The organism is Echinicola strongylocentroti, assembly GCF_003260975.1.
GTDB classification, from domain to species: Bacteria; Bacteroidota; Bacteroidia; order Cytophagales; family Cyclobacteriaceae; genus Echinicola; species Echinicola strongylocentroti.
This window is the reverse complement of the sequence record NZ_CP030041.1, coordinates 4,333,057-4,357,940: the sequence shown is the minus strand read 5'-3', so window position 1 is coordinate 4,357,940 and position 24,884 is coordinate 4,333,057. Positions and strand designations below refer to the sequence as shown.

The window sequence follows — 24,884 nt, the reverse complement described above, 5'->3', positions numbered from 1 at the left end:
TAATGCTTGAAATAAGGTTAACCAATGTAGCAAAACGTTTCCAGTATGACTGGATATTCAGAAACTTGGACCTGCATGTAAAACCCAAAGACAAAATCGCCATCACTGGCAGCAATGGTTCTGGCAAGTCTACTTTTTTAAAGTGTCTCGCCGGAACCAATCCGTTTACAGAAGGAAAGGCCTCTTACCTACTGGGACAACAGGAAATTACCGAAAATGAAATCTATCAACACTTGGCTATTTCCGCTCCCTACATGGAACTCCCTGAGGAATTTTCCCTTCTGGAACTCCTGAAGTTTCACTTTAACTTCAAATCCGCCCATCCGGGGATGGGCTTTGATGAGATGATAAAAGCCATGTACCTGGAAGAGGCCACACATAAACAATTGTCCTTTTTCTCTTCCGGCATGAAACAACGGGTCAAGCTCGGTCTCTGTTTTTTCTCCAACGCCCCATTATTACTACTGGATGAACCTACTTCCAATCTCGACTCAAAAGGAAGTGAATGGTACAAGGACTTGGTACAGCAATACGGCCATGACCGCACCGTATTCGTAGCATCAAACTCCCCCTATGAATATGATTTCTGCAATCAACAGCTGCACATTGAAGACTATAAGCTAAAAAAGCAACTTTGATTGCGAGCATATTTTATTATATTTAATCCTTTTACAAAACCATAATACTTCAAACTCCTATGAAACGGCTGTACTATTGCCTTTTTGCTTCCTTTTCTATTCTACTGTTTTTATCTTGTGGTGGTGAGGACGAACCAAGCCCCTCCAAATCCAAAGAACAACTGGCCCTGGAAAAACTGACAGGAGAAGGCACTCAGACTTGGATCGTTGGAGCAGAAGGCTCAGTCACCCATAAAGGACAGAATGCCACTTCCGACTTTATTGATTTTGAAATCACCTTCTCCTCATCAAACGACAACAAAGCTTACACCACGTCCAATAGCAACCTGCTTTTTGATGAAAGTGGCACTTGGTCATTCGAAGGGAGTAATTTTGACAAAATCATGCTAAGTGGTTCTCAGCCTGCTGCGAGGGAAGAAATCCCCTTTTCAGGGCAAGGAAGCAATCTCCGCTTGGAGTTTAACGTGCCCAGTCCAGTTGCTGGAAGGGTCAGTGCACTCGCTGGCGATTATGTATTTATGTTGAAGAAAAAATAAACAAGTCTATGAAAAAATGGTGGTCACTCGTCCTGTTGCTTTTTGCCCTTTCCGTAAATGGAAGTGCTCAGTCCCAAAATTCAATTAAACTTGTCAATGCCGTCCAAGAGCTCACCCAGCTGATGATCAATCCAGATGAAGCCAAGTTAGAAAGGATTACACACAAGAAACTTTCCTATGGCCATTCAAGTGGACGAATTGAAGACCAAGCAACTTTTATTGGTTCACTGCTAACAGGGGAGTCTGATTTTGAAACCATCAACCTGAACGACCAATCCTATGAAGTAGTGGACAATATCGGAATCGCACGCCATATCCTTGTAGCAAAAACCAATGATAACGGCAACCCAGGCAATGTCAAGATAGGCGTCATGATGATATGGAGGGACAGTGGGGATTCTTGGGAATTACTGGCAAGGCAGGCCTACAAGCTTCCAACACCATAATTGGCTTTCTTATCAAAACCACCATGCGTCATCTTTTTGCCCCATGGACACTTTACGGTTGATTGCCTTACATTAGGATCATCCCGGCCCATAGGGTGAGATCAAAAATCACTTTAACGTCACCAAGGTCACCCCTGCACCACCGCGGTCTGGGTGCTCGTCTTCATACTTCGCTACAGATGGCATATCCCGTAACAGGTTTCTGGTGATTTCGCGCAGTATACCGTCGCCTTTGCCATGAACGATCCTGAGGTCTTTTACACCAAGCATATGGCCCTCGTCCACAAAATTCTGGACTATGGGCAGGATTTCTTCCCCCCGTTTTCCTCTCAGGTCCAAATTAGGCGAATATTGCTGCATCTTAGACGTAGTATCAAAAGTAGACCTTGCTGCGATCGTCTTCTTTTCCTTTTTCATCGCCGTCCTAGAGACTTTTTCCAGCCTGCTGAGCTTGACATTGGATTTCAGATCACCGATGCTGATTTCCACATCCTTATTTCGGATAGCCAAGACTTCTGCTACGGCTCCATTATCCTTTAACCGCACATAATCCCCTACTTCTATGGCTCCGCCCACCACTTTTATTTCCTCCGCCATCTTTGGCTTGATGGACTTATCCGGCTTTACGGTCGCCTTATGCTGCTCTAGGTCCTTACGAAGCTTTTTGGTAGCCTCTTTTTCGGCTTTGTTTTCCTTGATGGAGCGAATGGTCTCCTCTATCTTTTGATTGGCTCCGTCCAGGATCGCTTTGGCTTCCAGCTTGGCTTGCTGGATCAGCTGCTTTTTATTATTATCGACGGTTTCCTTTAGCTCACTGTACTCTTTGAGCCGCTGTGTCAGTAGCCTTTCCTTACGCTGTGATTCCAGCACCAATTGCTCGTACTTGTTTTTTTCAGATTCCAACTTATTGAGGAGTTTATCGTACCGAACCCGCTCATCACCGATCTGTGCCTTGGCATAGCTGATGATATCCTTCTGAATACCGATCTTAGTGGCTATTTCCAGCGCAAATGAGCTCCCCGGCTTACCAATGTCCAACTGGTAGAGCGGCTCCAATTTATCAATATCAAAGCGCATCGCACCATTGGTCATGCCTTGGTTTTTGGCTGCAATCTGCTTCAGGTTACCATAGTGGGTCGTAACGATCCCGTAGGCACCGGATTTATTCAGGGCCAGCAAAATGGATTCTGCTATCGCTCCCCCAAACTGCGGCTCCGTACCTGTGCCAAATTCATCGATAAAAAAAATGGTTTTCTTATCGGCAAACTGCGTAAAATACTTCATGCTCATCAAGTGGGAGCTGTAGGTACTCAGGTCATTCTCGATATTCTGCTCATCCCCAATATCTATAAAGAAATGATGAAAAACAGTACATTTTGAATGCGGATCCATGGGCACCAACAAGCCACACTGAAGCATATACTGGACCAATGACACCGTTTTCAATGTAACGGATTTACCGCCCGCATTGGGCCCAGAAATCACCAGTAAGCGACTATTGTGATCCAAATGAATGTTTAGCGGAACAATCGCCCGGCTCTGCTGTTTTAGCGCATGTTGGAGCACAGGGTGGCGGGCATTGTACCATTCGATGATTTTCTCCTTCTGTAAAGTGGGCTTGCTGGCATCCATCTTCAGTGCCAGTCGTGCCTTGGCCCGGATAAAGTCCACCATGCCCAAAAATTTGTAGGCACTTTTCAGTTCAGGAATAAATGGTCTCAATGTATCGGTGAGCTGCATCAGTATTTTCTGCACCTCCCTACGCTCCATGTACTCCAGCTCCTTCAGCTCATTATTGATATCCAGCACCTCTGCAGGTTCTAGAAATACCGTCTGCCCAGTAGCCGATTCATCATGGACAAAGCCTTTGATTTTTCGTTTGTTTTCGGCCAAAACGGGCATGACCATTCGCCCACCGCGGATGGTAATGGATGCGTCATCGGGCGTCAGTCCCTTTCCCTTGGCTTCTCGGAAAATCCTGTCCAAGACTTTTCTTAGACGATTTTCCTCATAGATGATCTGTCCACGGATCAGGCCGAGCTCCCGCGTGGCATTGTCCTTGATTTTGCCCTTATCGTTCAGCACCCGTTCGATTGCCCGTAACAGGGTATTGTCGAGTGCCACCATTCCGATCAACTGGAACAATTGGGGATATTCTTCTTGATTTCTGCTAAAAAAATCGACACACTCCTTGAGGGTAATCAGAGAAAGCTTGATCTCGTGAAAGTCATCCTCATACAAGAACGTCCCCTCTATTTTTGCCTTTTCAAGGTAGGGATATATATTCAGGTAATTGGAGGATGGGAAAAGCTCCCCAGAGATCAATATCTGGCGAAATTCTTCCGTTTGGTCCAATAGCTTGTTTAGCAGGTTTATATCACTGGAAAAGCCCACCTTATCCACCATTGCTGTTCCCAGCGCACTGCTACACTCCTCCCTGATCCACTCTTTTATTTTATCGAAATTAATCTTGGCTTCAAGATTATCCGGATATTGCATACGTTAGAATTGGTTATTCGCTAATAGTTATTCGATAGTTGGCTCTAAAAGCCATCAGCTAGGAAAATCCTCCTTTTACTGATATAGGACGCTGGTCAATGAACCGCAATTATCGGTTACTGGAATTGGGATAGCCCAGCTCATTTATCATCTTCCTGTCCGATTTTCTCCTTCACATTCAGTGAATCAATCACGCGGCTATACAGTTCCTTCATCATTTCGGTATCCCTCAAATAATACTCCAGACTCTTTGTGTAAGTGGTGTCGGCCACTTGATGCTCTTCAAAAACACGGCTTTCAAAAAGCGGGTACAATTTTTTGGAGGAGTCATAGGAAACGGGCAATGAACTGGCCATGCCTTCAGCCATGTGGATATCGACCATTATCCCCACCATCTCATCCTCGGACAGCAGGTATTTAGGGGCCTTGTCATCACTACATGAAACGACCCCAATCACAAAAACGAAGAAGAATATTGCCTTTTTCACAATTCAAAATTAGCCATTTCCGTTGAAATTTAGGTAATATGTTAGTCAATACTCGTTTTATTATTCAAAGGAGTCCATTAAATTTAGGCCTTCGGAATAAAACCGCCCATGAATCAACTGCTGAAAAAACTCAGGAAATACGAAATAATGATCCGGAAAGTGGCCAACAACCACCTTCAAGGGGATTATCAGTCTATATTTAAAGGTTCAGGCCTAGAATTTGACGACCTTAGGCCCTATCAGTATGGGGATGATATCCGCACGATCGAGTGGAAAGTGTCCGCCAAAGGCCATGGAACATTCGTAAAAACATTCCGAGAAGATAAAGATCAGTCGGTTTATTTTCTTTTGGATATCTCCGGATCCCAGGACATCGGTGATGAGCGCCGCAAAAAAATCGACTTGGGCAAAGAAATTGCAGGTGTACTTACCCTGGCGGCCATTCACGAAGGCAGTCAAGTAGGGCTCATTTCCTTTTCTGACCAAAAAGAAAAGATAATCCTTCCCGGCAAAGGCCCTAGACAAGGAGTAAAGGTGATCAGGGGGATTTTTAACCACGAAAACAAATCACTGAAAACAGATCTCAATGAAATGTTTTCGTTTGCCCTCAACTTGATCAAAAAACGCAGCATTATCATCATCATCTCGGATTTTATTGATGAGAATTACCAGCGATCACTAAAAGCCATGGGCGAAAAACACGATGTGGTAGCCATCCAGGTGACCGATCCACGTGAGTCGGCATTGCCTGCACTGGGCATCATCCCCGTATTTGACAAGGAAGAAGGCAAGACCACTTGGGTCAACACTGCTTTTGGCAGCTTTTCACGTAAAATTTCCGAAACCTTTTCGGCAGAAAGAGATACATTAAAAGAACTATGCAAGAAAAACCAAATCAATTATCTTCCAATAGACACCCATGAGGATATCGTACTTCCTCTAATAGAATTGTTTAGGTATAGAAATAAATCCATGAAACGTGGGTAACATCAACGTATTTATCTTAGGTTATTTATTTGCAGTCCTCAGCCTTTCCCTACCCGTACAGGGACGGGCGCAAGACCAGCCCCCAGGACTCAAAGTGGAAGGGTATTTTATGCAGGATTCTGCTAAACTGGGAGAACGCGTCGGATACGTATTGAAAGCCGAATACCCTTCGGAAATGAACATCGTATTTCCAGACTCCTCTTTTCAGTACAGGGATTTTTCCTTCTTGGAAAAACAGACCTTTAGCTCCTATACTCCTGACAGCATCACGCAGGACAGTGCGATCTACTTTCTTTCCAACTTCTCACTGGATTCTGTAAAAACATATGCCTTGCCGGTATTCGAAATCCTCAAATACGACAGCATCGTTCATTATCCATCCCAAGATGAATTGGCACTTCAACTTACGATTGACCCGCTGCCAGAGGACCTTACCTTTAAGGACAACGATAAGTACATGCCGATCGAAAAGGAATTCAATTATCCTTATTTGCTGATTTTCTTAGGAATCGTCTTGGTAATTGGCATAGCTGTTTTATTGCTGTTTGGAAAGAAAATCCAGCAACGATGGGCTGCCGGACGTCTGAAAAAACAACATAACACCTTCCTCAAAAAATGGGACACCTCCATTCAGTCACTACAATCTGCTCCTTCGCTGCAGACAGCCGAAGAAGTGCTTTGGCTATGGAGGGATTATATGGAACAGCTCACCGGCAAACCCTACAAGGAGTGGACAGCGACAGAAATCGCCGAATACCTGGAGCAGCCAGCACTAGTAAATGACTTCAGAAAGATCGAAATCATCATCTATGCCAACAGGCCGGCAGAGGACATTGTGGCCACTGCCGATAAGCTAAAAGCTGTCTGTGTGAACATGTACAACCAAAAAGTAAAAGATATCCATGAACGCAAATAGTATCATCGAGTGGTTTTCATGGAGTTGGTTTTTACCGGAAACCTTCCGCACCTACGAATGGAAAAACCCATGGGTGCTACACCTGTTATGGATTGTCCCATTGATCCTACTGATAAGGAAGTTTACCAAATTCCTTAAAAACCCATCCCTAGAACTATCCCTGCCTGGAAAAGTCTCCAACAGCAACCCGTGGACCTATTTGCGGCTTGTGCCTACCTTGTTTTTCATGTTGGCATTAGGAATGGTGATCATCGCGCTGGCGCGGCCCCAGCGCTCCAATGAAAAAGTGGAACAATCCACAGAGGGCATCGATATCATGTTGGTCATGGACATCTCTGAATCCATGGACTTGCAGGACTTCGAACCCAACAGGCTAGAAGCCGCCAAATCCACCGCCATTGACTTTATCAATGGCCGCTTTGGTGACCGGATCGGTATGGTGATCTTTGCAGGCGAAGCATTTTCGCTGGCACCGCTGACCACTGACTATGAACTGCTCACCGATCTTATTGACGATATTTCCTTCGACATGATGGACGCCAAAGGTACCGCTATCGGCAGTGCCGTCGCCACTGCTACTAACCGTATGCGGGAATCCGACTCCAAGTCCAAGGTAATGGTCCTCCTCAGTGACGGGGACAATAATGCCGGGAATGTCGACCCAGTGTTTGCAGCAGAGCTGGCAGAAGCCATGGACATTAAAATCTACACCATTGCTGTGGGAAAAGATGGTATGGTTCCTTATGGCACTGATTTCTTCGGAAGGCCACAAATGGTAGAATCCTACCTGAATGAGACTACCCTGAGGGACTTGGCAAGGATCGGAAAAGGGCAGTTTTTCAGGGCTTCAGATGACAAGGCCCTAGAGAACATCTTCGAACAGATCGATCAATTGGAAAAAGCCGAAATCCTGGAATCCCGCTACAAGGAAACCCAAGACTTCTATCGCCCGTACCTTTTCTTGGGCATTATTTTCTTCTTCATCTGGCTGGGACTGAAAAGCACCTTTGTCAACAATTTCCTATTGGACTAGTGAAGAGAGAACACCGAACTATTGGGACGTAAAATTGTCTTAAACCCCACGACAACTGGTCCAAGTCTGGAGACTTGGACCTAAACTGAAAAAAGTCTTCAGGCTTTCACGAAACCTATTGTTTACGCCGCCGATCCCGAAAAATCAGCATAATCACAGACATACCAAACATCAACTTGGCCATTCTTGAATAAAAATCCTCAGTCAACAAGTCGTCCAAAAACACCATGTACAGCACGCTGGCAAGTAGTATCCCAAGCAAAATAACATCTTCAATCTGAGCTTTTTTCATACCCCTTTAATTTTGTAACTAAATGAACCTTAAACCCGGAATATGCATTAACCTATCTACTCCACGCACAGGTATTGCGAGCTGATCCGCCCACATTTCCAAACTAACTTTGCTTAGGTTGACACTTTACCTCGACTTTTCCCGAACCAAGCCCAAAACGATAAACAGCACTGGACTTAATAACACAAAGACAACCGTTCTTCCAGTAAACCACTCATAATGAAGCGACAGCATTGCAAGGTTGATCAATACCCCGCAAATTACCAAGAGCACTATTTCTTTTTCTGGACTCATTCCTAATGGCTACTCTGTATTTCCCTCCTTGACAATACTTAAGATTAAACTGATAGAGGTAAAGATCATACTAATAGTGGTCAGTACCGCTACACTTAACTTAACTTCACTCATATAATACCCGTACCAACCCACTCCAATTATCAATAACCCCACCACCAAAATCATTATCCGCATAACCTGTTCCCTATCCATACACCACCTGATTAACCCATATGAGAGTCATTGGACACAGAAATACCAAAACAACAGGCTTATTCATTACCAAGTCTTTTTAGCCCATTAAAGAAGTAAGAAAGACAAATCACCCCTCCTGCCATACTGGTGACAAAGGTCCCTTCCTTAGCTGAAAAGTCATTTTTGTATTCAAACGCCAAGTAAATCAGGCAAACACTTGCAAAAAGGCTAAAAAGGATTTTCGCTATTCTTATCAATAAATATTTCATATTCAACATTTTACAATCCAATATAAAAAGCTATCATTTTCCATAACAGGGCAAAAAACAACTAAATCCCTATAAAATTCACCTATTTACTTGGCTAGGCATGAAGGTATAGTAACCAAGTTGAAGCACGAAATCGTAGGAGGACATGATGAAATGATGTAAAACCTATATCTTCTCAGGGAACTATTTACTTATAAATACTTAACCCTAGTCGTCATATCTAAAACTTAATAATTATTTCCCTTAGCATCCTTTTCCTTTTTCAGAAAGATGACCACCTCTCTGGCGTAAGCAATAGCAATGAAACCCCATAATATATAGACGAAGAAATCAAATCCCGGTATCTTCCCTCCCACCGCCATCCAGGATAAGGCTGTACCAACAACCATGCACACATAACTGAAACTCATCTTTAGAAAGTGGGAGGCGTGGGGTTTCATAGTTTAAGTTTTTATAAAATCAGAAATAATATCTTCTTATAACACCGAATCATCGCAAATCTTAATAATCTGCGACTCCTGTGTCCTTTCAGGACCAATCATAATTCACCAGCTTTCCCGCTTTATCCAACATCAGTCGCTAGAATAAATAAGCCTAAAGAACATACTTCATCATCTACTTTTAGATGAACTATTTGCCTAGATGGTTTTTCCGTACGGCTGCAGCCGACAATCTCTGGCAAAACTCATAAAAACATTTACGGTCATAAATATCATTATCCATATTATGCTCCAACAAGCTATTAATCCACCTTTCTGCAGTCCAAAGTTCCTTATTATCCAAATAATTTCCTTTCGCCAATTTTTGATGAATTTCAAGCTCCCTTCCAGAAAAAACCATACCGAAATCGACCAGCTGACACTCCCTTACCCTGTCCGCATACTGGTGCTGTAGATCCCTTTTCGCTGTAGACAATTGACGGGGATGCCTTCTGTACTTTACGATCACCTTGTCCAAATTTACGATCCGAAAAAATCGGCTTATCCTATATACAAAATCATAATCCCCAGAACAAGGGAAGCTTTCGTCATAGCAATAGCCCTTTTCCACCAACTCCCGACGAAACATCAGTGTAGGCTGATGGACAAAATTATTCTGCAATAAAGCCACCCTGATTTCATCGTAGGCCAATGGCCGCCTTAGTTCCCCAATGTAACTCCCCTCCTCGTCGACCACATCACATTGCCCTCCCAAAACCATTACTTCAGGATGGGCTTCCATATGTTCAAATTGGATTTTAAGGCGGTCCATGTAAGCAATATCGTCTGCATCTGCCATTGCTACGTACCGTCCGGTAGCCAGATCGAGCCCTCGGTTACGGGCAAAATAATTCCCCTTGTTTTTATCAAAGCGGACATATCTGATCCGTTCTTCATTTATCCTTTCCACCACCTCTGCCGTACTATCTGTAGACCCATCATCTATAATGATGAGCTCCAAGTCGGGCAATGATTGCAAAAGAATACTCTCTATGGCCTCCCCAATAAATTTGACCGCATTATAACACGGCATGATAACTGAAACCAATGGTTTTTTTTTCATGATTTTTCACCTGTCAGTGGTCCAAGGCTCCAGACTTGAACCTAAACTAAAAAAAGTCTTCAGACTTTTACGGAACCTATTGTTTACGCCGCCGATCCCGAAAAATCAGCATAATCACAGACATACCAAACATCAACTTGGCCATTCTTGAATACCCCCCTCAGTCAACAAGCCGTCCAAAAACACCATGTACAGTACGCTGGCAAGTAGTATCTCAAGCAAAATAATATCAGGGAAATCGCTTATAACCCCATGAAGTTATTTAATTCAGGCTGACATCTCTTTACTAATAGTTTGAAAGCGATTTCCCTGAAAATAACATCTTCAATCTGAGCTTTTTTCATACCCCTTTAATTTCGCAGCTAAACGGGTCTTAAATAAAACGGAAATAGACGTGGTAATCAGCACAAAGGCCACCGCCAATGAGGGGATTTCCATAAAATCAAATGCCATGTCCAATAAAAAGACATAGCACCCTACCGTGCCTACGTACATAACGACATCATTGATCTTGATGAATTGTATGAGTTTCCTTTTATTCATGTTTGTACGCTGCAAATCAACAAAACCACTATTTATTTTTTTGATTAATCATTATAAACTAATCTGCATTTCCCTCATTGACGATCCTTTGAATCAAGCCGATAGATGAAAACACCATTCCTACAGAGTTTAATACTGCTGTAATGAGCTTTACTTCACTTATATAATACCCATACCATCCCAATCCAATGAGCAGCAAAGCCAACCCCAGAATAATTACCCGAATGATTTGTTCCCCGTCCATGAGCCCTTTGGTCATATACACCCCAGAACCGTTGGCATCAAGGAAATCAACACCGCCGGGACATTCATCACCAACCTGTGCAGCCCACTAAAGAAATAAGCAAGGCAAATCCCTCCTCCAATCATACTCATCACAAAAGTCATCTCTCCACTCGAAAAATCTGCTTTATGTTCAAAGGCCAGGTAAACCAAATAAACACTTGCCAAAAAACTAAAAAGGACTTTCACTATCTTCACTAACAACTCCATAACAATCAACATTTTAGAACTACAATATAAAAATTCCCCGCCACCAAAAACAGGGTGAAAAACAACTAAAACCACTGAATTATTACTTAATCGCTATGGAATCGTAGGAGGAAATGATGAAGTGATGCACCTACGGATACATGATTGATTCGAGGCATTCATGGCACGATTGGTCCAAGTCTGGAGACTTGGACCCAAACTCAAAAAAGTCTTCAGACTTTTTCCTTTTTAATACTCACATACGCTTCCAATAACCTCTCCACCTTCACCGTCCCCTGAAAACGCTTGACCAATTTACCGTCAGAGCCATATAAGAAAATCTCCGGAACACTGCCCACATCATAGTAAACAGCCACCTCCATATCCCTATCTTGGAACCAATGTATGTTTTTACAATCTTCCAGTTCCATCCTTTTGGCAAAGTCCCCTATCACATTACCCTCTTCGCTCGATACCAATAGCAATTGGATATCGCCAAATTCTTCCTGTCTTTCCCTAATGGCCCGGATTTCCTTTTCACACAGGTGGCAGGTAGAGTTAAAATAGATCAAGATGACCGGTCGATCATAGGGCAGCTCGTCGGTGGTGAACTTTTCCCCGTCAGGCCTATAAAGCGTAAACTCTGGAAACTGGCTGATCCTTTCTGCTACGCTATTTTTCTCCATTACCCTATCCATGATCAGGTACCCCATTATCCCAAGAAAGGCAATTACCAAAAAAAGCACCACAAACTTCAGTTTCTTCCTCATATCAGGACATGTTCAGGGTGATAAAAACGACAAATACTACCCAGCAAAACAGTGCCGTCCCATAAGATCCCAAGACAATACTGGAACTCCTCGGCATGCTCAGTTCCAGTTCCTCCTTTACCAAATACACCAGTACAAATACATAGACCAACTCAAACAGGTTCACCAACTGAAGCGGATAATTAAAAACAGGACGAATGTTCTCCACATCAAAAAGATTGATCAGCGACAAGGGGTAAAAGGCAGCAAACTCTTGATAGCTGAGGCCATAGGCCGATACATACACCAGCTTCACCAGTCCGGCGATCACAAAAACCACCTCCGCATATACGGCAATACCAAAAAGCGTCCCCAGCCTAACCCCCTTGTGCCGATCGGCAAAGAATAGCCCTGCATACAACACTACTGCCACCAAAAAACATTTGACTGTAAACATCAGAAAAGCAAACAGCGCACTGAACCTGTTCCAATACAGCACCTCGTCGATGGCCGTCTGGACTTCCTTAAATGACAGTTCAAGCGCATCCTCATTTAGCATTTCGTTCAGCAGCATCCCCTCAAAGTCGATCAACAAAAGTGTTGATAAATATAAAGCCAATGAATAGACCAATAAAATCAAAAATGGTTTCATAAGAACTAAACAGTAAACTGGTTATTAAATTCGTAGTCAGCAACCGCTTGACCCCAAAGTTTCATTATAAATCCACTTAGCTGTACCGTGTCAATTGTTAAAAAAACTTTCTTTTCTTTAGCATTAGAGTTAATACAAGCAAAGCTAAAATAACAGCATAGCAGATTACAGGTATGTACTTGTTGGTCACTATTTCAAATAAATCCAACAGTAAAACGATCATGACAATAAGGTGAAGTACAATTACCCCTCCTTTTATTAAACCCCTATCCATATCTACTAGCTCACGCCCTATACCATTACAATAAGTAAATCAATATCAAGAATACCCAAAAGGACTTACAATTGCCCTTCTGGATATTATTAAATTCAAACTTATATGGCTGGTAGTCAAGCTTTCTGATTCTTGATTCTTACCGCACCTAGGATCCCTAATCCCACAGAAAGCAGGCAAAAAGCAATAAAAGAAGAACTTGTCATCAATCCATCATTTGAAATACCATCAAACTTGATTAACTGTAAAATCAAAAGACCAACAGATAACCCAAAACAGACAAAGATGGTAAATGTTATAGATTTTTCTCTGTTCATGATCATTTCTATTACGCTAAATCATAACCGCAACCATAAGCACTAAGTAAGCCTCCTGCTGAAGTGGCTCCTACCCCAATACCCCATGCCCAGCCAATGGGGCCTGAAGCAATTGCAGCAGCACCTAATCCCACTATTGCAAGACCTACACCGATACAATTAAGGGTACCCCCCCTCTAACATTCTCTAAAATCTTAACTCTTTCAGAATTTAATGTAAAAAATTGATTTATTGATAGGCTCAATTTATATCTGACCCACTGACATTTCCTGACAGTCAGTTGTTTTTTTGTGAAACAAACTGTAACGCAGGCTCAACTTTAGGCGTCCCTCCGTACAACTGAAGGGACAACCGAGGTGTGTTTTTCGGCAGCTTAAGAACATCTGGACTTACGGTATTTGATCACTGTGTAGATACATCCGATGGTTGCAAATATAATGACTAAGAAACAAGCAAAATCCAAATAGGGAATAACATCATCAATTTTCATCAAAAGAAGCATTGAGACAATGATAGCTAAATATGAAATGATATTGATGGTTAGTGTTTTCATATAGTCATTAATAGAAATCACTTGGCCCACAAGATCTCATAAAACTAATGGATGCTATGCCGTGACCTGCCATAGCAGTTACAGCCAAAATCCCTACACCACCTGTTAAGGCTGCTAGTCCAACCGTAGCAGCTGTCCAACTAGCAATTGCCCAACCACAATCTTCACTCATTCCTCCTGTTATTCTTTCCATTTTTTCAAAACTTAACTCTTTCATAATTTACAAAATTTAATGTAAAACATTGATTTATTGATAACCCCAATTTATACCCACTTCACTGTCATTTCATTACAGTCAGTCATTTTTTTCCAAAAAAACATAACTTTTATTATCGCGACAATATCGGATCTTTCGCTGAACCGAAAGTTTTAAGTCGTCCAAAATCCGGTAAACCATTCTTTCCTTTACCCCTAGCTTCCGTGCGAGGTCTTTGGGACTACCTGTCCTCTTTTTTTCGATCAGCTCTATCAGAAGCTTTGTTCTTTCGTAGTATTTCAGTCCTCCCATGGTACCGTTATTTAGTGGTTTCGCTGATGATCTGTTGATAGGCTTCTGCATATTCGTTATTTCCCCGGACGAGTGCTTCATGGGCTCCCTCTCCGGTAATGCTTCCTTGTTTGAGGATCAGTATCCTGTCCGCTTGCTTTGCCAGCCCTACCCGGTGGGTGACCAGCATTACCCCCATCCCATGGCCGTACATGGCTCTTTTCAGCAGCAGCAATAGCTGCCGCTCCGTATCGAAATCCATCGCCGAAGTGGCTTCGTCCAGCACCAGAAACATTGGTTGCTTATAAAGGGCCCGTGCGATGGCCACCAGCTGCCGCTGGCCTCCACTGAGGTTTTGGCCATTTTCTCCACATAGGCTCATCACCCCTTGATCAAACTGCCCAAAAAACCTTTCCAGTCCACTCTGGTTTAAAAACTCCCCGCAACGTCGCCATTCTTCAGCATCATGGCTCAGGCAGATATTGTCCAGTATCGTAGTATTAAAGACCTTTTCGGTCTGGGATACTACCGCCAGCTGCTTTCTCCAGTTCGCAAGAAGCCAATTATCCATGGTTTTGTCCCCTATCTTAAGGCATCCCTTTTCTGGTGTATAAAATCCCTGTAACAAATTGACCAGTGTCGTTTTCCCCGAGCCTACTTGCCCAAATAGTGCGACCATTCTCCCCTGATCCAGGGAAAAATTCACATCAGACAAAATAGTACGCTGTCCGGCAAACCTAAAGGATACGTTCTCCATGGCCAGTTTATTTCCCTGCTCTCCCAAATGAATTCCCTTCATGCCCGTATCCCTTCCTGGGTTTTCCTTTTCCAGAGAGGCTATCTCGTAAAGCCTGTCAAAAGCCACCTTAGCTTCCTGAAGTTGGATATTGGCGATGATCAGGGAGGCCGCACCGGGAATGATGCCTCCCCCTACAGCCAATACGGCCATCAGCTCGCCGAGCAATAGGTGTTCTTCCAAAATCATCCACACTCCCAATGCAAACATCAAGCTTAGGAATACTGCTGATACGAGTTGGGTAAAAAAGCCAAATTTATTTGCCACAATGGCCAAATCATAGCTTTTGCCTTGGTACAGTCCATAGACCATATTGACCCGATCCTGAAATACCTCCTCCTTGCCATAGGATCTCACGGTATGAATTCCTGTTAGGGATTCCAGGTACTGGGCTTCATTTTGGCTGTGTGCCTCCATTACTTGTTTTTGAAACGATAATATAGGCTTATGGAAGCGGATGCCCACTACTGTAAAGAAAACCAAGCCTATCAGACAGACCAGCCCAACGGGCCAAGAGAGGTGCAAAATATACCCGAGGGAAACCAACACCACTAGGACATTGATCGCAACATTTCCGGTCAGGAGGGCCACCGTCCTTCGGATTCGCATCGAATCATTCATCCTTGCCACCAGGTCGCCCGTACTGTAACCGTTCAGGACAGGTATCGGCAGGCGAATGATCTTTTGGACAAAGGATTTTACTAGCCGAATATTAAGTTCCTTTCCCTGCCTGGCCATAAACACCCCTTGTATATAACCCAATAGGGCCCTTAAGCCTAGCAGCAGAGCCAAGGCAGCGAGGCCAACTACTATCTTTTCCTTTTCGTGGTTTGGCAAAAAATCGTCGATCAGCTTTTGCGAAAAAATGGCCGTAGACAATCCTGCCAGAGCCATCAGTATCCCCAAGGTCATGGCTACGGTAAGAATAGGAATATCCTCCTTGATCAATTCCTTAAACCACCTCCATCGGTTCGTTTTGTCAGTCTTATGGGTTTGGAAATTCACTCCTGGTGTGACCGTCAACAAGGTCTTGGATTGCCAAACCGCCGCCAACTCATTTTCAGAATACATCAAGATGCCCTTGGCAGGATCTCCTAACACAAAACGGCCTTCCAAAAACCCATAACTTATCACAAAATGTTCCTGCTTGCCTTCCACCACCACATGGAGGATCACTGGATCGGAAAGCTCCTTGAGGTGGTCAATACCTGCCTCAAAGCCCTTTGCTTCAAAGCCAATTTTCTCGGCTGCCTGTAAAAGCCCCAGCATAGTGGTTCCATTGATCGTGGTACCACTGGATTCCCGCAGCTTCTCTTGGGAGATACTTCCCTCATAGTATGCTGAAAGGGAGCTCAGACATGCCAGTCCACAGGAGTACTCCCCAGCTGTTGGACGTGGATTTTCCGTAGTTCTTTAATGGTTCTTTTCATTGTCATTTTGGGTTTTTAAAAAAATCTTTTATTCATCATTTAACAGGTCAATTAACCTGTTGACACTTTCACTTTTATCTTGATCTACCTGCCCAAGGAAAGTCCTGATATTCGAACGATACAGGTGAAGGTTTCGGAATAGGGTATCCAGTTTACCCAAGAGCTGTCGGGAACTATCTTTGCGAATATTTCCCTTGAGCCCCAAACCGCACTTCACTACCCTGGCTGCACACCCTGGCTGGTCCCAATATGGCGACAGTGGATAAACAAGCATGGGCACCTCATTAACAATACACTCTTTGATGGAATTGATCCCGCCGTGGTTGATCATCACATCCACTTCCTTCAGTAGCCGGTGCTGCTCCACCCGATCAAATACCGACACATTATCAGGTAAATCATCGAGCTTATGGACATCGAAGTGCTGGCCTATATTCAGTATAAAATGTAACTTGGTCTTTGCTTTGGCAACGTCAAGGACTTTATTGAAAAAACGCTCACAATCACGCTGAAACTCCTTTGTCACCGTACCCAACGAACAGTAGACCAAACACTTCCCTTCAATCTTTTTAAGTGTCACAATACTTACAAGCCGAGGGTCGCCAAGTCCCATCCCAGCAGGACAAGGCAATTCATCCAAATAAAAGACATCACCTCTTTTACTAAAATCCACCAAATCAAACGCCTTGGGATAGGTAGCCACTGTTGGAACCCCGCTTATTCCCCAACCCAGCGCCCTATTGCGTTCAAATGTATATTTGCGCTGGGCGTAGGTCTTTAACATGATATTCAGATCTGTCTGTCCCAAACTTAAGATATAATCTATCGAATTTCGAAAATCCCGTTTCACCCTATTCATTGCCCACAAAACCGATACTCTTAAGGCGGAAAACCATCCCAAATAAGGGACAAAGCTGGACTGAAAAGGAGGAGAACCCAGATGCCTGAAAGGAAGCATCGCTGTGGATATTTGTATTACTTCGATCCCTTTAAAATGGTAAAACAAGGCTTTTGCTTTATAATGGATGTCAAGCAACACCAGTTTGCAGTCCTCTACCCTAAAAACCTTAGCGTAGGTATCTTCAGCTTTTTCCCTAAACGCCTTCCCGGAGTATTCCCGTCCTTTATAGAGGTTATCCAGAAAAAACCTAAATACCCCTTCCTGCTTTATTTCGTATTTGGCTGGGATCAATAGTATCGGAGTCACGACATAGTAGTCAAAACCAGCCTGCCTTACTTTTTCCTCATATTCATAACTGATGAGAAACACGGGACTAAATCCCTGCCTGCGCAACCATTCAGCCAGATTCAAAAAGGCATTTACATGCCCCATGGCAGGAAAAGGGTCAAGCAAAACGGTTTTTCTATCTTTTTTTGACCCTCCGCTGTTTTGCATTTTTAGTTCAAAAACACTTCTTTCTTTATCCATAAAAAATCACCCTGTTTAACTAAAAATAGTCTCCGTAATTTAGAAAACTACCTCCGTTAAAAACAGGGTGAAAAACAACTAAAACCACTGAATTATTACTTAATTGCTATGGAATCGTAGGAGGAAATGATGAAGTGATGCACCTACGGATACATGATTGATTCGAGGCATTCATGGCACGATTGGTCCAAGTCTGGAGACTTGGACCCAAACTCAAAAAAGTCTTCAGACTTTTAATGTATTTTAAAAAGGCTCTTGAAAAGAGCACAGTTTTCCACTGAAAATAATTACTGTTACCTAACTAATTTTCACATTCTCAGAAGAAACACCTTGCAACTCATACAGCATCGATAAGTTCAAAAGTCAGTAACCGGGCCATTAGCTTAAAGTGCTCATCGAAGCTAAACATGGTGATTTTTTCTTCAATGACCTGTTGTAGAATAATGAGATCAGGAATACCTACTTTGTTTATCCCATTCTGTAAGTTGATCGATTGGTATCTTCTAATCAGCTCCCAATCGATATTCAATGGAATGACTGGAAGAGCTTGTAAACTATCCCAGATATCGGTTCTTCCGCGGTGATTCAGAAAAGGCCCAAGCTCCGTCAGTATTAACTCGTTAGTACATACCAAATCCTCTTCAATCAGATTATCCAAAAGCCTATTTTCTCCTTTTTTAAAATAATCGATCCAAACGGAGCTGTCCACCAACACCATATACCTATCCATCTTTTCTCTTTCTTACCGAATCCAAGTCGATAGCCCCTTTAAAAGTCAACAACCTTTTCCTTTTTATTTGCTGCACTTGGGCTTCCAAGGCCTCTCTTATCAATTGACTTTTGGTCCGGGCACCAGTAAGTTCCATTGCTTCACGAATGAGTTTTTCAGGTATATCCAATGTCGTACGCATAATAAATTATGTTAATATACATAAATATTTATGCCTATCTTACGAACTTGTCACCAAAAAAGTTCCTCCGTCCTATGCCATCTCACGTTTATCAGGACTTGCTCACCGCATACCAAAGTAACCGAATCCCAAAAACCACCAATATCACACCTACCGCCCTGTTCATATGCATCATTAGCCTGGGTGTGATGAATTTACTCAGCCTTTTGGCAATATAAACTTTGAGCAAATCAACACTGAACACCGTCAGCAGCATGCCCACATAAAACACAAAAACATCACCTGGGCCATACCGCTTTTTCAGCTGCACCACCCCTGCGATAGAGATCCAAAAAAGCAGCACAAAAGGGTTCACACCATTTAGGCTAAGCCCTTTTAAAAAGCCCTTTCTACGACGGGGAGGTGTCTTTTGTGATACTCCCCCTGAATTTGGTCTGGAAACTCCTTTCTTAAAAAAACTGGCCAATCCAAAGCCTATCATGATCGCCCCGCCCACATACCCAAGCCCTGCCTTAAACGCTGGGTTATTGGTCAAAAAGCTTACGCCAAAATAGGAAATCACCACATAGACGGTATCGCTCAGTAAAATTCCCAGAGCCATAAACATCGAGATCCTGAAACCATGCTCGATGCTGTTCTGAATGAGCGCAAAAAAGACGGGGCCAATGATCAAACTCAGCACCAACCCCATGCCTATTCCTTCTACCAGTGAACCCCCCATTGGACTATTGTTTTTCCAAAAACTCCAGCCAAGCCTCCATTCTGGGGCCTTTCAGTACCCGAGGAAACTTATGCTGTCCTCCTTCTTTGCCCTGCTCGCGCATCCAGTCATAAAATACCGCAGAGGGCAGAACATCCAGCCTGACTTCCTTTAACGCGTGCTTTCGCTCGGTCACATAATCATCGTTAAGCATTTTGAGGTTATTGTCAATCACGGCACACAGCTGATCGCTATCCACTTCGTCATCTGTACCAATAAACCACCGATGGGCAAACAAAGTCCCATGAGGCACGCCCAAAACAGTAAATTCCCGAATATGAATATTCAGCTCGTCCTCGGCCATTTTCACGGCCTTGTTCATATTATCCACAGACAAGTGCTCACCGCAAAGGCTCAAAAAATGCTTCGTCCTGCCCGTAATCACTATTTCACTAGCTGCCAATGAGACAAACCTGATCACATCGCCGATCATGTACCGCCAAGCCCCGGCACAAGTGGAGATCAAAATGGCATAATCCACCCCTTCCTCCACCTCATCGATCTTCAAAGGCTGTACGCCACTTCTCAACTCGCTGTTCTCATCAAAGTAAAGTCCATTGAAAGGCACAAACTCGTAAAAGATGCCATTGTTCAGCACCAATCGCATGGAACTACGGTCTGGCAATGCCTGAAAGGCCAAAAAGCCCTCACTTGCCAAGTAAGTCTCCAGGTAAATCAATGGTTTGGCCAGTAGTTTTTCGAAGCCTTTTTTATAGGGCTCGAAGGACACTCCGCCGTGAACAAAAATGGTCAGGTTTGGCCATATATCATGAATGGTATCCACTTGGTACCTGTCGATGATCTTTTCGATCAAAATCTGCAACCAAGCCGGTACGCCCACGATGATGCCAATATCCCATTTTGGTGCATTCTCCACGATCTGCTCTAGCTTCTCTCCCCAGTTTTTGTTGCGGGCTATTTCTTGGCCAGGCTTATAAAAGCGCTGAAACCAAATGGGCAGATTTCCGGCTGTAATCCCACTGAGGTCACCGGCAAAATAGGTCCCGTTAAACTCCAGGTCAGTACTACCACCCAGCATCAGGATACCTTTGTTAAACAACTTGGAAGGCAGGTCATATTTGGAAAGTGTCAGCAGCTGCCTTACCCCGGTCTTACGGATAGCCTTCACCATCTCCTTGGTAATGGGAATGTACTTGGAAGCACTCCCCGAGGTCCCTGAGCTCAAGGCAAAATACTTGATGGCTTTGGGCCAAGTGACGTTTTTTTGTCCCTCTTGAAGCTTATGCCACCACTCTTCGTAGATTTTGTCATAATCATAAATAGGTACCCTCTCCGAATATGCCCTATAAAAATCATCTCCTGCCTTGGGAAACTGTGAAAGTATGGCCTTGAATTCATATTTTTCGGCCATTTGGGTTTTGCTGGCCGTAATGAGCAGTTTTTTCAATTCCTGCTTTTGAAGTTCCAGTGGAGAGCTGTATTCCTGCTCGAGGGATTCCCGTAGTCTGATCCCTTTCTTTAGCAATGTGCCTAGTATAGCCATGTTTTTTACGCTTCAATATCTTATGTAGTAGTCGATGATCTGATTTCTGTTATGATTATTCCGGATTTTAAACACTTTCCCCGCTCTACTCCACCTTTATAATTTGCCAATAGCCCTCTTCCCTACTATCTTTGGATACCGATGGTAATTGGCCGCGACAAGTGACTGTCCAGCTTTCAAGCATAAAAATAACGGAATGCATATAAAAGAGAACCTATCCGAGTTAAAAAAGCAATTTAAAAAGCAAGATTGTTTGTTGGTTGCTGTCAGCAAGACCAAGCCAGTAGAAGACATCCAAGAGGCGTATGATGCAGGAATGAGGCATTTTGGAGAAAACAAGGTCCAAGAGCTGGTCGATAAACAACCCCAGTTACCCGACGACATCCGCTGGCACATGATCGGCCACTTACAGCGCAATAAGGTCAAATACATCGCTCCATTCATCCACCTTATCCATGGGGTGGACTCTTTTAAGCTGCTCAAAGAAATCAACAAACAAGCTGAAAAGGCCGACCGTACCATCGCGTGCCTTTTGCAGGTACATATTGCGAAGGAAGAAAGTAAATTTGGCTTTAGCGAGGAAGAAATCCAAGAAATGATCAAAATGCCTGAGTTTGCTGCTTTGGAAAATGTCCGTGTCATCGGGCTAATGGGCATGGCCACCAACACGGACAAAGAGGATGTCGTCCGAGCGGAATTCGCGGGGCTCAAGCAGCTTATGGACCGCTTAAACACCGAAGACCTTCCTGAAGGAATGGCCTTAAAGGAGCTTTCCATGGGCATGAGCGGAGATTATCAAATTGCCCAAGAAGAAGGCAGCACCATGGTCCGGATCGGCAGTGCCATTTTTGGTGAAAGAAATTATGGGTAGATAATAGTATTGAGTAATGAGTATTGAGATTTGAGATTTGAGATTTGTCATCCTCCACTTTTAGGGGAGGTTAGGTGGGGTTATTTTGGCAACAAACTGGCCTGCATTCAGTGCGGGTTCAAAAAACTAATTTTCTCCGTGGACAGTAAACAGCTGACCTTGGACACGTAAACAATCAACGAAAAGATGAACTATATCAGTACGATTAAACTTGCCGCGATCCTAGGCGCTTTAACGGTGGCCATTGGGGCTTTTGGTGCACATGGGCTGGCGGCTACTTTGGAGCAGTTTGGCCGGACAGCCACCTTTGAGACTGCCGTAAAGTATCAATTTTACCACGCCTTGGCCATATTCATGGTAGGGCTGTTGCAGGCAAAACTCCCACATGCCAAAATATTGGACACTGCCATCTATGCATTTTTGGCTGGAATCATTATTTTCTCCGGCTCGCTTTACGTCCTGTCTACTACTGGAGTGACTTGGTTGGGAGCCATTACGCCCATCGGAGGAGTGGCTTTTATTGCCGGATGGATCATGGTTTTTTTGGGAGCAAAGCCGAATGCTAAAAGCTGATGGTATTATGACCTCCCTTGTTTCAACCACATAGGCAATTACTTTTTTATGAGAGAAGCTAGAAACTTAATCCTTATTTCCTGTTTATGCTTGCCTATACAACTATGGGCACAAGCAAGTAAACCAGCTGTCAAAGCATTAGAAAACCAACTGGGAGAAAACTCTTTTTTTTCAAAGCACCTTACAGGCTTTATGCTCTATGACCTGGACGAGCAGCAAACGGTTTATGAAAAAAATAGCGAGCTGTACTTTGCACCGGCCTCCACCACCAAATTATTCACTTATTATGCAGCGCTGGTTACTCTTGGGGATAGCTCCAAGCGCCTTCGCTATCTCCCCAAGGGAAAGGATGTGATCATTTGGGGCACTGGGGATCCTTCTTGGAAGTACAAGCCTGTTCCGGACATTGACATGAAGAGGTTCTTTGCCAACTATGAGGACATTTATTTTTCTGACAGCAACTGGGATGATACACCCTATGGGTATGGCTGGCAGTGGGACGACTATTATTATTCCTATGCTGCCGAACGATCTCCTTTGCCCATTTACGGGAATTTGGCCACGATAACGAACCTTCAGCGCTCCCCTTCCTTGTCACCACCGCTTTTTGCCAATGCCTTGGCCATCACCACCAAAGCCATCAAAGATGTGGAGCGGGATTTTCGCAGTAATCGGTTTTACTATAATCCCAACACTTATGTGTACCGAGGAAGGGATACCAAAGTACCCTTCGCCACCTCCACGGAGACCTTTGCCCAGCTGGCCAGTCAGGAGCTGAATAAAAAGGTCATCCCCACCAAGGAAAAACTGCCCGAAAACCACTTTATCCTAAAAGGAATTCCTTTGGACAGCCTCTATCAGGAAATGCTTCACGAAAGTGACAATTTCCTAGCGGAACACCTCTTACTGATGGTCGCCGATGAATTGATGCTCAAGCTCAATGCTGAAGAGGCCATCGACTTTGTTACGAAAAACTACCTTACCGATCTCAAAGACGAACCTATCTGGCTGGATGGATCGGGCCTGTCGAGGTACAATTTATTCACTCCAAGATCCATGGTATCCATTGCTGAAAAGATTTACCAGATCGTGCCAGACACCACCTTATTCAGGCTTTTGCCGCAAGGAGGCAGGACAGGCACGCTCAAGAATGCCTACCGCGCCCCTACTCCGTATATCTTTGCCAAGACAGGAACGATCAGCAATAATCACTCATTGGTCGGCTATATCAAAACCAAAAAAGGCAAACTTTACGCCTTTGCCTTTATGAACAACAATTACCCCTACAAAGCCCGTCAAGTCATCAATGAGATGGAAAAGGTATTATTGTATGTCCGGGATAATTTTTAACTTCAACCAAAAAAACACCTGCATGAACAAGAGAACATTTATCAAAGCCTTGGGACTGACGGCGGGCATCTCACCGATGATGGCCCTCAAAAGCGACCTGATCGCTTCCACCACAGACTCAAAAACCTTACTGCCCAGGCCGCTAAAACGTGGAGATTTAGTTGGACTGGTCAGCCCGTCGTCCGCTACCAATGACGAGATACTGTTCCAGTTTGCACAGGAGACGCTGGAAGCGCTGGGATTTCGGGTGCTAAAAGGAAAGCACCTCACTGACCGATACGGGCACCTTGCGGGGAAAGATGAAGACCGAGCAGGAGACATCAATGCCATGTTTGCGAACGAGGATGTCAAGGCCATCATCTGCATTCGTGGTGGTTCGGGAGCAGCACGGATCTTGCCCCTTTTGGACTATAAAACCATCCGGAAAAACCCCAAACCCATCCTTGGTTACAGTGACATCACAGCCATTCACAATGCCATCTATGCACAAACTGGCCTGATCACCTTCCACGGGCCTAATGGCACCGGAAGCTGGAACAACTTTAATGTCAACCAATTTGAGCAAATGTTCTTTGACCAGAAATTGGTGAGATTTGAAAATGAGCAGGAAAAAGGCGATGACCTGATCGTGAAGAAAAACAGGATCCAGACCATCACTTCTGGCACTGCCGAGGGAATCATAGTGGGCGGAAACCTGACGGTTTTGACAGGAATCGCCGGCTCTCCTTACCTTCCCGACTTCAAGGACAAAATCCTTTTCCTAGAAGATGTCGGGGAAGACCCATACCGGGTAGACCGCATGATGAGCACCCTGATGCTCATGGGAGCACTGGAAGATATTAGCGGATTTATCTTTGGCCAATGTTCGGATTGTGAGCCCTCTGGAGGATACGGTTCTTTGACGATCTGGCAAATATTGGAAGACTATATCAAGCCACTGGACATCCCTGCTTACCGTGGAGCCATGATCGGCCATGTCAGCAAGCAGTTTATCGTCCCCATAGGAGCCAATGTAAAAATGGATGCCGACCGGGGGATCTTTGAAATGACCGAAAACATCTTTCTGGACTAGCACGAGAGTTTGGACGAAGCTATTC

The 24,884-nt window shown here is 44.0% G+C and carries 31 protein-coding genes; 10 read left to right on the top strand and 21 right to left on the bottom strand.

Annotated elements, in window-relative coordinates:
• Positions 1-2: 2 nt before the first annotated feature.
• Genes DN752_RS16925 through DN752_RS16915 form a run of 3 tightly spaced genes read left to right on the top strand, consistent with a single transcriptional unit; the run spans position 3 to position 1,620 of the window.
• On the top strand, positions 3-638 hold the full coding sequence (locus DN752_RS16925; protein ID WP_112785050.1) for an ABC transporter ATP-binding protein: 636 nt from the start codon (positions 3-5) through the stop codon (positions 636-638).
• Between the two features lie 59 nt (positions 639-697).
• Positions 698-1,174 (top strand): hypothetical protein, encoded by a 477-nt coding sequence (locus DN752_RS16920; protein WP_112785049.1) that lies wholly within the window; start codon positions 698-700, stop codon positions 1,172-1,174.
• A gap of 8 nt (positions 1,175-1,182) precedes the next feature.
• Positions 1,183-1,620 (top strand): nuclear transport factor 2 family protein, encoded by a 438-nt coding sequence (locus tag DN752_RS16915; protein WP_112785048.1) that lies wholly within the window; start codon positions 1,183-1,185, stop codon positions 1,618-1,620.
• 108 nt (positions 1,621-1,728) lie between these two features.
• On the opposite strand, the gene DN752_RS16910 is transcribed toward DN752_RS16915, so the two are convergent.
• Complete coding sequence (locus DN752_RS16910; protein ID WP_112785047.1) at positions 1,729-4,119, bottom strand: endonuclease MutS2; 2,391 nt, start codon at positions 4,117-4,119, stop codon at positions 1,729-1,731.
• 140 nt (positions 4,120-4,259) lie between these two features.
• Complete coding sequence (locus DN752_RS16905) at positions 4,260-4,607, bottom strand: DUF4296 domain-containing protein (RefSeq protein WP_112785046.1); 348 nt, start codon at positions 4,605-4,607, stop codon at positions 4,260-4,262.
• 108 nt (positions 4,608-4,715) lie between these two features.
• Between DN752_RS16905 and DN752_RS16900 the strand changes: the two genes are divergently transcribed.
• Genes DN752_RS16900 through DN752_RS16890 form a run of 3 tightly spaced genes read left to right on the top strand, consistent with a single transcriptional unit; the run spans position 4,716 to position 7,543 of the window.
• Positions 4,716-5,594: a DUF58 domain-containing protein gene (locus DN752_RS16900; RefSeq protein WP_112785045.1), complete on the top strand. Its 879-nt coding sequence runs from the start codon at positions 4,716-4,718 to the stop codon at positions 5,592-5,594.
• Positions 5,587-6,510: a hypothetical protein gene (locus DN752_RS16895; RefSeq protein ID WP_112785044.1), complete on the top strand. Its 924-nt coding sequence runs from the start codon at positions 5,587-5,589 to the stop codon at positions 6,508-6,510. Before DN752_RS16900 ends, DN752_RS16895 begins: the two co-directional genes overlap by 8 nt.
• The gene (locus DN752_RS16890) at positions 6,497-7,543 is read left to right on the top strand and encodes a vWA domain-containing protein (protein WP_112785043.1); all 1,047 of its coding nucleotides are present in this window, start codon (positions 6,497-6,499) and stop codon (positions 7,541-7,543) included. Before DN752_RS16895 ends, DN752_RS16890 begins: the two co-directional genes overlap by 14 nt.
• A gap of 115 nt (positions 7,544-7,658) precedes the next feature.
• Here DN752_RS16890 and DN752_RS24530 read toward each other — a convergent pair whose 3' ends face one another.
• The 19 genes from DN752_RS24530 to DN752_RS16800 form a co-directional block, all read right to left on the bottom strand.
• Complete coding sequence (locus tag DN752_RS24530; protein ID WP_162633246.1) at positions 7,659-7,835, bottom strand: hypothetical protein; 177 nt, start codon at positions 7,833-7,835, stop codon at positions 7,659-7,661.
• Positions 7,836-8,138: 303 nt separating this feature from the next.
• Entirely contained in the window at positions 8,139-8,324 is a 186-nt protein-coding gene (locus tag DN752_RS24780) for a hypothetical protein (protein WP_112785042.1), read from the bottom strand.
• Positions 8,325-8,383: 59 nt separating this feature from the next.
• A complete protein-coding gene (locus DN752_RS16880) occupies positions 8,384-8,575 on the bottom strand; it encodes a hypothetical protein (protein WP_162633245.1) in 192 nt (63 codons plus the stop codon).
• A 227-nt stretch (positions 8,576-8,802) separates the two neighbouring features.
• Positions 8,803-9,015, bottom strand: a complete 213-nt coding sequence (locus tag DN752_RS16875; protein ID WP_112785040.1) for a hypothetical protein — start codon at positions 9,013-9,015, stop codon at positions 8,803-8,805.
• 190 nt (positions 9,016-9,205) lie between these two features.
• Positions 9,206-10,117, bottom strand: coding sequence for a glycosyltransferase family 2 protein (locus DN752_RS16870; protein ID WP_112785039.1), 912 nt, complete (start codon positions 10,115-10,117; stop codon positions 9,206-9,208).
• Between the two features lie 324 nt (positions 10,118-10,441).
• Positions 10,442-10,660: a hypothetical protein gene (locus tag DN752_RS16865; RefSeq protein ID WP_112785038.1), complete on the bottom strand. Its 219-nt coding sequence runs from the start codon at positions 10,658-10,660 to the stop codon at positions 10,442-10,444.
• A gap of 58 nt (positions 10,661-10,718) precedes the next feature.
• Positions 10,719-10,904, bottom strand: coding sequence for a hypothetical protein (locus DN752_RS16860; protein ID WP_162633244.1), 186 nt, complete (start codon positions 10,902-10,904; stop codon positions 10,719-10,721).
• An 11-nt stretch (positions 10,905-10,915) separates the two neighbouring features.
• Complete coding sequence (locus DN752_RS16855; RefSeq protein WP_162633243.1) at positions 10,916-11,152, bottom strand: hypothetical protein; 237 nt, start codon at positions 11,150-11,152, stop codon at positions 10,916-10,918.
• Between the two features lie 212 nt (positions 11,153-11,364).
• On the bottom strand, positions 11,365-11,901 hold the full coding sequence (locus DN752_RS16850) for a peroxiredoxin family protein (protein ID WP_112785035.1): 537 nt from the start codon (positions 11,899-11,901) through the stop codon (positions 11,365-11,367).
• Position 11,902: 1 nt separating this feature from the next.
• Complete coding sequence (locus DN752_RS16845) at positions 11,903-12,532, bottom strand: hypothetical protein (RefSeq protein WP_112785034.1); 630 nt, start codon at positions 12,530-12,532, stop codon at positions 11,903-11,905.
• A 390-nt stretch (positions 12,533-12,922) separates the two neighbouring features.
• The gene (locus tag DN752_RS16840) at positions 12,923-13,123 is read right to left on the bottom strand and encodes a hypothetical protein (RefSeq protein WP_162633242.1); all 201 of its coding nucleotides are present in this window, start codon (positions 13,121-13,123) and stop codon (positions 12,923-12,925) included.
• A 560-nt stretch (positions 13,124-13,683) separates the two neighbouring features.
• Positions 13,684-13,893, bottom strand: coding sequence for a hypothetical protein (locus tag DN752_RS16835; RefSeq protein ID WP_112785032.1), 210 nt, complete (start codon positions 13,891-13,893; stop codon positions 13,684-13,686).
• Positions 13,894-13,971: 78 nt separating this feature from the next.
• Positions 13,972-14,184: an HTH domain-containing protein gene (locus DN752_RS16830; RefSeq protein WP_112785031.1), complete on the bottom strand. Its 213-nt coding sequence runs from the start codon at positions 14,182-14,184 to the stop codon at positions 13,972-13,974.
• A gap of 7 nt (positions 14,185-14,191) precedes the next feature.
• Positions 14,192-16,315 carry a peptidase domain-containing ABC transporter gene (locus DN752_RS16825; protein ID WP_245949539.1) on the bottom strand — a complete coding sequence of 708 codons (2,124 nt, stop codon included), beginning with the start codon at positions 16,313-16,315 and terminating at the stop codon, positions 14,192-14,194.
• A 102-nt stretch (positions 16,316-16,417) separates the two neighbouring features.
• Positions 16,418-17,818 carry a glycosyltransferase gene (locus DN752_RS16820; protein ID WP_112785030.1) on the bottom strand — a complete coding sequence of 467 codons (1,401 nt, stop codon included), beginning with the start codon at positions 17,816-17,818 and terminating at the stop codon, positions 16,418-16,420.
• Between the two features lie 337 nt (positions 17,819-18,155).
• Entirely contained in the window at positions 18,156-18,548 is a 393-nt protein-coding gene (locus tag DN752_RS16815) for a PIN domain-containing protein (protein WP_112785029.1), read from the bottom strand.
• A complete protein-coding gene (locus tag DN752_RS16810; protein WP_112785028.1) occupies positions 18,541-18,729 on the bottom strand; it encodes a type II toxin-antitoxin system VapB family antitoxin in 189 nt (62 codons plus the stop codon). The genes DN752_RS16815 and DN752_RS16810 overlap by 8 nt, the downstream gene beginning before the upstream one ends.
• Positions 18,730-18,820: 91 nt before the next feature.
• Positions 18,821-19,450, bottom strand: a complete 630-nt coding sequence (locus DN752_RS16805) for a LysE family translocator (RefSeq protein WP_112785027.1) — start codon at positions 19,448-19,450, stop codon at positions 18,821-18,823.
• A 4-nt stretch (positions 19,451-19,454) separates the two neighbouring features.
• On the bottom strand, positions 19,455-20,993 hold the full coding sequence (locus DN752_RS16800; RefSeq protein ID WP_112785026.1) for a GH3 family domain-containing protein: 1,539 nt from the start codon (positions 20,991-20,993) through the stop codon (positions 19,455-19,457).
• Between the two features lie 196 nt (positions 20,994-21,189).
• On the opposite strand from DN752_RS16800, the gene DN752_RS16795 reads away from it, so the two are divergent.
• The 4 genes from DN752_RS16795 to DN752_RS16780 all read left to right on the top strand — a co-directional run bounded on the left by DN752_RS16795 (position 21,190) and on the right by DN752_RS16780 (position 24,859).
• Positions 21,190-21,864, top strand: a complete 675-nt coding sequence (locus DN752_RS16795; protein WP_112785025.1) for a YggS family pyridoxal phosphate-dependent enzyme — start codon at positions 21,190-21,192, stop codon at positions 21,862-21,864.
• Between the two features lie 186 nt (positions 21,865-22,050).
• Positions 22,051-22,437 carry a DUF423 domain-containing protein gene (locus DN752_RS16790; protein WP_112785024.1) on the top strand — a complete coding sequence of 129 codons (387 nt, stop codon included), beginning with the start codon at positions 22,051-22,053 and terminating at the stop codon, positions 22,435-22,437.
• Between the two features lie 90 nt (positions 22,438-22,527).
• The gene (locus DN752_RS16785) at positions 22,528-23,787 is read left to right on the top strand and encodes a D-alanyl-D-alanine carboxypeptidase/D-alanyl-D-alanine-endopeptidase (protein WP_245949274.1); all 1,260 of its coding nucleotides are present in this window, start codon (positions 22,528-22,530) and stop codon (positions 23,785-23,787) included.
• Positions 23,788-23,809: 22 nt separating this feature from the next.
• The gene (locus DN752_RS16780; RefSeq protein ID WP_112786591.1) at positions 23,810-24,859 is read left to right on the top strand and encodes a S66 peptidase family protein; all 1,050 of its coding nucleotides are present in this window, start codon (positions 23,810-23,812) and stop codon (positions 24,857-24,859) included.
• Positions 24,860-24,884: the final 25 nt, after the last annotated feature.